Origin of the sequence: Nitratifractor sp., from assembly GCF_015487065.1 — a bacterium.
Taxonomy (GTDB): domain Bacteria; phylum Campylobacterota; class Campylobacteria; order Campylobacterales; family Sulfurovaceae; genus Nitratifractor.
The window spans coordinates 1-8,836 of the sequence record NZ_WFQN01000035.1 but is presented as its reverse complement, the minus strand read 5'-3'; the positions used below and the strand labels follow the sequence as shown (position 1 = coordinate 8,836).

The window sequence follows — 8,836 nt, the reverse complement described above, 5'->3', positions numbered from 1 at the left end:
GGATCTGGGTGATGAGGCGTTTTTCTCCCGGAGGGGAGGCTGACAAAAGAAGGCTCGTTAAGAGCAGGATAAAAAGATATTTTGGATTCATTTCATTCTCTCTATTTCACCACCACCGTCATATCCCCCTCCAGATACCCGTCGACGATCTCCACTCTAGCTTCCAGCGGGCGGAGCAACTCCTGCACTTCCCGCGGCTGCCAGTAACCGAAAATCCCTTCCCGGTCCCTGCCTTGTAACAGGTTGAAAACGAAGCCTTTTCGGGTGTGCTCATAGCAACGACGGATGAAAATTGCCGTCTCGGTGCGGCTGAGCAGGTTCATCGAGCCGCTGGCTGCGTACCAATCGGCCATGGGGAGGCTCTGGCGCAGGATGTCGCGCTGCAAGATCCGACACCCGGTGCGCTCCCTGGCCGCCTCCACCATCTGGGGCACCAGGTCGATCCCGATGTAGCGGCGCGGCAGATTGCCCCGCTCTTTGAGATAGAGGTAGAAATCCCCGAAACCGCACCCCGCATCCACAAGGGTCGAATCGCTCAAATCCCCCAGCTGCGCCGCCAGCACGGCGAAACGCCGCCGCTGGGTCCGGGCCGAATCCCAGGCCACCCCCTGCGCCGACACGCCGTAGGTTTGGATGTTTTCCCGATAGAAACTCTCCTGATCCACCCTTGCCATGATTTATCCTATCCTTCTTTGACCAATTCTATTTTGGCCAGAACATGCCGCAGATCCCGATCCTGATCTCTGCCTCTCCAATGGACGACAAAATCGACCCTCGCCTCTTTGATTCTGTAGCCACGACTCAGATAATCCTCCACCTTTTTATGAAAACGTTTGGAAAGCTGCCCTACCGCTGCTCCGTGATAGTGGAGCTGAAATATTCCGTTTCTCCCCGCCGGGTGCAGTTGCAGCGGCTCGCCCGCCAGAATCGTCATCTCTTTTCGGTTCTGTACCCCTTCAAAGCCCAGATAGATATCCGAAAGCCCCATTACCAATATGATCGAAGATTCCTCGGTGACTTTCGAAAGTGGCTCCACAGTCCGATGCCGGCAATGATCACCGGTGAACATGAAACGCCGCTCCCCGCGATGGAATATGCTCAGCCGCTCTTTGGCCCGTGTCATCCCCACATAGTAAAGGCGTAGATCGGCATCCTCTTTCAGAGGACGTTGTGCCAGCAGGATCACACTCTCAAACTCCATTCCTTTGGATTTGTGGATCGTCGAAACCGTCACCCGGGTCGTCTTGTCCCCCTCGACATGCTCCAATTCCATCTCATCGAGCCACTCTGTCCAAAGAGAAGCCGAGAGATTCTCACTCTCGTTGAGAAAACCGAAAACCACTCGTTGTAGCAACGGGAGATTTTTGGAGCCGGCATAACGTTTTTCCGTCAAATCCAGTGCCTTTTCAAAATGGCGCTTTTCATAGGGGCGACCCGGCTCTGCCTCTTCGTTGAGGAGATGATTGAAATAGTGAACCTCATCGATATTTTTGACCTCGAATCGGGGGCGGTCGATCAGAAATCTCGCCGGAATACCCTGGGCTCTCAAACCTGAGTAGATCGCCAGGACCTCTACGTTGGTGTAAGCCAGTATCGCCAGCTCTTTGAACTCGGGCAAAAACTCCATAGATCGCTGCAGCGCAGGAGCGACAAGAGAATCTCCCCGATATTCGATCACTTCCACTCGTTCTCCGGGATCGTTGTGGGGCTGGAGCGGATGGGACTTGATGCGTTTGGTGCACTGTCGGATGAAGGCTTCGGAAAAGTGGACGATCCGGGCACTGCTGCGATAGTTCTTCAAGAGTTCATACTGGGAAAAGGGCCGTTCCCCCTCCTCGGTTTCTGCCATGGAGAAACGCTCTCTGAAATGTCTGAAATAGGCCAGGTCGGCCCCCGCGTACTCCATGATGCACTGATCGTCATCCCCTACGGCAATGAGACGCAGGCCTGGACTGGCTTCGAAGATCGCCGAAACCAGATCGAACGCCTCGGCACTGATGTCCTGATACTCGTCCAACACCAAAGCCTCCCGGTGCGGAAGCCGCAGCTCCCCGGAACGGATCTGACGTGCTGCCTCGGCAATGGCACTGTGGAGCACCTCCCCATCCCCTGCCGTTCGTCCGATCAGGCGCAGGGCAAAGGCATGAAAGGTACTGATCTCCATCTCATAAGCCGCCTCCCCGAGTAATCCAACCAGACGAGAGCGGAACTCCCGTACCGCCGAACGGGAAAAGGTGAGCATCATGAACTGCTCGGGCTGGACATCTTCGGTCAGGACCAGGGAAGCGATCTTGTGGACCAGCACCCGGGTCTTGCCGCTGCCGGGGCCGGCCAAAATCATGATCGCCCGGGATTCCCGATCCGAAATAATCCTTTTCTGATCGTCGCTGAGCTTCTCGAAAATCTGCCGGTAACGCCGCTCGGTAATGGGCCTGGAGAGCTGCTCTTTGAGAAGTTTGTATCGCCGCTTGAAGGCATCGTAGCGAAGCTCGAAATAGTCCTGCAGAAACCGGGTGGCCTCGGCAGGATTTCGCATCAGACGGTTGGCATACTCCCCCATGATGTGAATCCCTTCGGTCTTGATCTGATAATGTTTCGCCAGACGTTGCCGATATTCCACTTTGGTATAGCGTTTGTTGGTGATCTCCATCTTCTCCAGTTTTTCGATCGACATGGGGGCATAGTGGATAAACCTACCCCCCAACAGACGAATCACCTTTTGCCGGTGCAGAAAAAGCAGCCCACGGTCAATCTCTTTGAGTGAATACCGTTTCTCCAACTCCCGGTGCAACTGCGTCAACGAGAAGCTGATACGGGGCTCTTCCTTTTTTTCTTCATTCAAGCTTTTACGCAATATTTCATAGAGTCTGCGGGCAAGTTCCTGCCTTTTTTCAAGGAGGTGCCCAAATTTGACTCCCTCGGTGAAACGATACTGCCAAAGCTCCTGTTGCCGGTTGATCCTCTGTAGCGCGAAATACCCCCGACTGCGCCACCCTTTGACCAGATTGAGGATGGTTTCGCTTTCGTTACCCCGGACGATCCCTTTTTGCAGCAGTGCTTCGTTGAGCTCCTTGAGTGTGAACTGCTCACTGGGATTTTGGACGAGGATCATAAAAAGAGCTTTTTCTGTCTCGAGCACATGCTTTAGGTGCTTCCCGCTCCTGTCCAGAAGCTCCACCGTTGTATCCCGGCTGTCACCGACAATCCCCGCTTCGATAAACTCCTGCACGATCAGGGCCACTTCCGAGCGATCAATCCCCAGCACGAGGGCGACATCATCGATCTCGACAGGATGATCCTTTCCTTTTCCCAGGATCCGATTGAGCACCTCTACGTAGCGCCATCTCTCCTCTTCGGGCACACTCTTTTCCTTGAAGAGCTTTTCAAGGCGTTCCCGACTGTCCGCCACCACGGAATCCCCGAAATACCGGACTCTGTTTCGCTCTCTTTCGATGTACCCTTCCCGCTCCAGCTCCAGCAGAATCGTTTTGATCTTGGTCGCATAGTCCTGGGAGCTGTCTTCGACATCCCATCCCGCCGCATGGGCCAGTTCGCGGGTAGTGATGAAAAGACGTCGAGATTTGTTCCGTTTGAGAACCTGAAAGATCGAATTGATCTCCGAAACAGTAACTTTGCTTCGCCTCAGTGTCTGAAAGTGTTTGTCCAGATCGGCTTCGTCGTAGAGGATGGGGCAGATCGCCTCGAGTTTTTCATTCCGTGCCCCCCGTCCCGCCTCCTGGGCATAGTTTTCCAGAGAATCGGAGGGTTCGTAGTGGATCACCTGCGTGATGTCGGCTTTGTCCACTCCCATCCCGAAAGCTGTTGTGGCGACGATCACATCGATCTCATTGAGGATATAGTCCTTGAGGATCTGCATCTTCTCCTGGGGATCGAGCTTGGAATGAAAGGAACGAACCTCTTTGCCGGTATCGACGGCCAGGCGCTCCGCCGTTTCGTCACAGAGCCGCGTGGAAGTGGGGATATAGACGAGGGTCGATCCCTGATGCTTCTTTACCAGCTCCAGCAAGGCGGTATATTTCCTCTCCCGAGGGGCATCCAGCGCCACATAGCGGAGATTTTTGCGTTCCGGTTTGGCCAGATACTCCTTCAGTTCGAGTCCCAATCCTTCCCGGAAATAATTTTCGATATCCGAGATGACCCCCGGTTTGGCCGTCGCAGTGAAACAGGAGACCGGAATGTGATCCTGAAAAGGTTTGGCATCCAGCAGATCCCGGACAAAGGTGCAGATGTAGTAATAATCCTGACGAAAATCGTTTCCCCAGGTGGAGAGGCAGTGGGCTTCGTCGATGACGAAACGCTCGATATAGCGGTTTTTGAGAATGGAAAAGATCATATTGGAGCGTAACGACTCCGGGGCGATGTAGAGGATATCCGCTTCACCGTTGATCACCTGGTCGATGGCATCGGCACGCTCCTGGGGAGTCAGGAATCCGCTGATGGCCACGGCACGGTAATTGGCCACCTTTTTTTCGAAATTTTTAATGTGGTCTTCGATCAGTGCCTGCAGCGGAGAGATTACCACGGTCAGAGATTTGTAGCGTGAAGCCTGGATCACTGCCGGGAGCCAGAAGGTGAATGTCTTTCCCCCGCCGGTCGGGAGAATCGCGAGAAACGATTCTCTGTGCAGCGCCGCCTCGATGATATCCCTTTGGGACAAGGTGTTGGAATCCAGAAGCGAAGGATTGAGTTTCGGGAATATCCGAAACGACGGGATGCCGAATATCTCGTCGGCGATCTCTTCCAGGTCCTGTTTTAATCTTTCGGCATCGTAACAGAGCCGTCGCTGTTTCTCGACGATGTCGGGATAATCATAAAAAACCTTGGGAGGATGGGCTTTGATCTCGATCCGGGGCGACAGAAGTGCCAGAATGTAGGCGAGCTCACTCCGGGAGTTCTGGATCATCTCTCTCAAATAATCGCGATCGATTACTGTTTCGTAATGATTAAGAATCTGCGTATACAATTCCTCCTCATCCCAAAGAGACGGCAACATTCCCATCCCCTCGAGATAATCGAAAAAACCGTGAAACTTTTCCTCATTCCGAAGCAAAGAGGCAAAAAGGGAACGCTCCCCTTCAGGAAATGAAGCGAAACGCTCCATGATTTTTGTCAAAAGCGTTCGGGTAAGTTCACAATCCTTGACGGGATCGTTGCGGAATTCATCTTCGTTTTTATAGGATTTTGGAAGTGCATGGTGGGTCCGTTCGTTGAAAAAGAGAAGCGAAATCGGCAGGGTATCGATGGGAGTAAAGCGCGCCAGATCCCTGAAGAGCCGACTCTGTTCTCCGATACGCGGCAAATCATGATCGAAGAGGTTGTGACCGCAAAGAAATTCAGCAGAGGGACAGAGACGAACGAAACTGGCGATCGCTTCCGGTGAAGAGTTTTTATGGCTCTTTTCACCGCACAGAACACCGATCTCGTAAATCTTTTTCCCATCCCGATCCGTTTCGATATCGAGATAGAGGATTCCGGAATCATCCACCGTTCTCACCACCCGTTTTTTCATCAGTCAATCAGATTATAGCCAAGATATATCCATCGGACTGCGCATGTAAAAATCCCTCTTTTTGTATCGTGGAAAAAGCTTGCGCTATCATAGAAGATGAAGGATGAAAAATGAAATCTCTTAGCTTTGCAATTGTTCTGACTTTGATGATGGCAATCGGCACGGGCTCCGGTGCCGCAGGACCCCTACGGAATTCCGGTGTCTCTCTCCCCGCTCCGGGAACGATGGAGCGCCGGGCTATCCTGGACGACCTGCGGTACTGGGTCCGGACACATCTCGGCCTGAAGGTACGTTTCGTTGTCAGGCATCTGAAAGTGAAATCGGGGTGGGCCTGGGTCGTCACCGAACCGCAGTCCCCAGATGGAACACAGAGATACGAACCCCTCTCGGCTCTCCTGAAAAAGGGAAAGAATTGCTGGGCGGTCGTGGCGGTCCCTTCCGGGGAATGTGCGGCGGCCGATGATCCGGAGCGGGCCTGCCGTCAAAGCGAGCACGAGTTCATCCGGGCTGTCACCGGCGCTCCGCTTTTCGTTCCGGTGGAGATCTTCCGGTGACGATATCCTCGTCGGCATATCCGGGTTAGTGGGAAAGGCAATCTTTTTCAGCTACATCCACCTTCAATATCTCCGCTTTGCTGGTGCGGCTGAGATAGCGGTAGCGAATGGAGATCCCCGCTTTGAGGAAGCGCTCGGCACTTTGGCAGATTCCCTGTTTGACCCGCGGGGCCATGCGTTCTTTTCCCTCTTTTCTGAGGGTCTCGTCACTTTTGGGTCCTCCGTCCACCTCGAAGGTGTAGATCAGTTGCGTCCCGTTGCTGTCTACCCCTACGAGAGTGGTGTAGGGATCCACCTTTCGCGGCAGAGTCTCCCGCAACCCCTCCACTGCCTTGTGGACAACCTCCAGATTCTGCTTGCGCAGCATCTCCACACTCATATCTCCCCCCAGTTGCAAACTGGGGGTAAAAGGTTTCATAGGCACCGCCAATGCCAACACTCCTGACAGAAGAATCCCACTCGCTATTTTCCAAATCATTTTCCGTTCCTCTCGATAATTGATCAGCCCATTATCCCACCTTAATCTTGAAAGAGAGGTTGCAAAGAGAAATTTGGTTAATACTAATAAATATTTAAGCAGACTTCGATTAGAATGTTCCAAATCGTAAATAAAATAAGGGAAGATCGGATGAAAAACAGATGGTATAAACGACTAACGGTGTTGGCAGCCCTGCCTGTGATAGCTATGGCCGGAGGGGACATCACCCCGGTCTCTGCACCTCAGGAGAGCGGCTGGGTCGATGCAGTCGGATTCAGCTACGGCCAGAGCAAAGACAATATTGATATTTATCGCCTGACACTGCGCAAAGACTTCAGCGTCCGCTGGCTGGAAACCGGCGTGGGGTACGTTTCGGGCTATTGGGAAGGTTCTCTCAACTACTGGAACGGCTACGGCGTGGACAATTTCGGTGTAGCCCTCTCCCCCGTCTTTACCTACAATTTCAGCAACTTTGGAAATACCACCCCTTATCTGGAGGGTGGTATCGGGGTCTCCTGTTTCTCCAAAACGGAAATGGGCCCCCGAGACCTTTCGACCAACTTCCTCTTCGAAGATCGCATCGGTGCCGGTATCAAAATCGGCAACTGGGATTTGAGCTTCCGCTATATGCACTACTCCAATGCCAGCATCAAACAGCCCAACGACGGGATCGACATCTTCATCGGATCGATCAACTACCACTTCTAATTAAGTGTTCTGAAAAACCTCCGTCATTCCGGGCTTGACCTGGAATCCATGGCCTTGCATACCCACATTTCCATAGATCCTGAATCAAGTCCAGGATGACAAAAAGGACTCTATCCAGTTTTTCAAAGCACTCAAAGCTCAGGAAAAAGTCCGTAAAGAGATAAATTCTTCGAATGACTTGATTACGAGGTACAAAAGGCCAGAAGCGCCGCCGTCACCGCCACATTGAGTGACTCGACACCCCGATTCATCGGAATCGAAACAGAAGCATCACCCAAAGCCTCAATCTCGGGGCTGACTCCTTCGCTCTCATTCCCCAGAACGAAGATCGAACGTTGGGCAAATTTCATCTCGCGATAGCTGAGCTCGGCGTGGGAGTCGAGGGAATAGATCCGGCTGCCGGCCTCCTGAAAGCGGCGCAGACTTTTGAGCAGTGAATCCCCGCGGATGATGGGGAGTTTGAAGAGAGTACCGGCACTGGCTTTGATCGTCAGTGGCGAGACCAGAGGTGCATTGCCTTTGCCGGCGATCAGAAGCGCATCGATCGCTCCCGCGGCGCAGGAGCGGATGATCATCCCCACATTCTGGGGATTGGTCACTCTGTCCAGGGCTACGATGCGAAAGCTCTCACGGCTTTGAAGAAACTCCTCCGGTTCAACAAGGTTCTCCAAAACGATATCCAGCGCCACCCCCTGATCCTGACGTCCATTTTTGGAGATGCGCGAAAGCGCCTTCTTCTCATGGGTACGGATCTCCACACTCCGGCTCTCAGCCAGCTCCACCATCCGTTTGAGCTCTTTGGAGGGACGGTTGCTCTCGGCCAGATGGAGCCGAAAGATCTGCAGATCCGGATTTTCGAGAGCCTCAAGCACCGGCTTACGGCCGTAAATCGTCAGAACTTTTCGTAAAAGTGTTGAGTGTTGAGCATTGAGCGTTGAGGATTTTTCAGAAGACATTATATGCTTTCTGCCGTACAAATCATTCTCAATTCTCCATCCTCAATTCTCAATTCTCCATCACCCTTCCCCGTTCCAGGCGATGTGGGGTTTGCCGTTTTCGTCGAACTCCACGGCGGGCATTCCCATGATGTTGAAACCGCCGTCGACGTAATGGATCTCACCGGTGACGGCTTTGGAGAGGTCGCTCAGCAGATACATACCGCTGTTGCCCACCTCTTCGATGGTGACGTTGCGCTTGAGAGGAGAATGCGCGGCGTTCCACTTGAGCATGAAGGAGAAGTCGCCGATCCCCGCGGCGGCCAGGGTCTTGATGGGACCGGCGCTGATGGCGTTGACCCGGGTACCGGTACGCCCCATCTCCTCCGCCAGATACTTGACGCTCATCTCCAGGGCCGCTTTGGCGACGTTATTGGTAATTGCTTATTGGTTATTGGAAGCGTTGCGAAGCAACGCCCCAAAATTCTCCATCCTCAATTCTCAATTCTCCATTCGGATCGCAATCCCACGCTACAAACGATCAAACCAGTTACTCGTTACTAGTTACTAGTTACTCGTTCCTCATTAGTTTCACCTTCACCTCCTGATAGCAGGCCCCGTCCCCCTCTTC

6 protein-coding genes and 1 pseudogene are annotated in these 8,836 nt (G+C 53.1%); 2 read left to right on the top strand and 5 right to left on the bottom strand.

Translation table 11 applies throughout. The features are described from left to right. Nucleotides 1–101: 101 nt before the first annotated feature. Both F8I07_RS01925 and F8I07_RS01920 read right to left on the bottom strand, forming a co-directional pair. The gene (locus F8I07_RS01925) at nt 102–674 is read right to left on the bottom strand and encodes a class I SAM-dependent methyltransferase (protein WP_292655017.1); all 573 of its coding nucleotides are present in this window, start codon (nt 672–674) and stop codon (nt 102–104) included. An 8-nt stretch (nt 675–682) separates the two neighbouring features. Beyond that, nucleotides 683–5,530, bottom strand: coding sequence for a RecQ family ATP-dependent DNA helicase (locus F8I07_RS01920; protein WP_292655014.1), 4,848 nt, complete (start codon nt 5,528–5,530; stop codon nt 683–685). Nucleotides 5,531–5,640: 110 nt separating this feature from the next. Here F8I07_RS01920 and F8I07_RS01915 point away from each other — a divergent pair, with 110 nt between their 5' ends. Continuing rightward, complete coding sequence (locus F8I07_RS01915; protein ID WP_292655011.1) at nt 5,641–6,084, top strand: hypothetical protein; 444 nt, start codon at nt 5,641–5,643, stop codon at nt 6,082–6,084. Nucleotides 6,085–6,109: 25 nt separating this feature from the next. Here the strand turns inward: F8I07_RS01915 and F8I07_RS01910 are convergent, their stop codons facing one another. Further along, nucleotides 6,110–6,562, bottom strand: a complete 453-nt coding sequence (locus F8I07_RS01910) for a hypothetical protein (protein ID WP_292655008.1) — start codon at nt 6,560–6,562, stop codon at nt 6,110–6,112. A 150-nt stretch (nt 6,563–6,712) separates the two neighbouring features. On the opposite strand from F8I07_RS01910, the gene F8I07_RS01905 reads away from it, so the two are divergent. Next, on the top strand, nt 6,713–7,270 hold the full coding sequence (locus tag F8I07_RS01905; protein WP_292655006.1) for an acyloxyacyl hydrolase: 558 nt from the start codon (nt 6,713–6,715) through the stop codon (nt 7,268–7,270). 182 nt (nt 7,271–7,452) lie between these two features. Here F8I07_RS01905 and F8I07_RS01900 read toward each other — a convergent pair whose 3' ends face one another. Continuing rightward, the gene (locus tag F8I07_RS01900) at nt 7,453–8,226 is read right to left on the bottom strand and encodes an RNA methyltransferase (protein ID WP_292655004.1); all 774 of its coding nucleotides are present in this window, start codon (nt 8,224–8,226) and stop codon (nt 7,453–7,455) included. A 60-nt stretch (nt 8,227–8,286) separates the two neighbouring features. Next, a pseudogene (locus F8I07_RS01895) lies at nt 8,287–8,634 on the bottom strand (SDR family oxidoreductase); the annotation flags it as partial. Between the last annotated feature and the right edge of the window lie 202 nt (nt 8,635–8,836).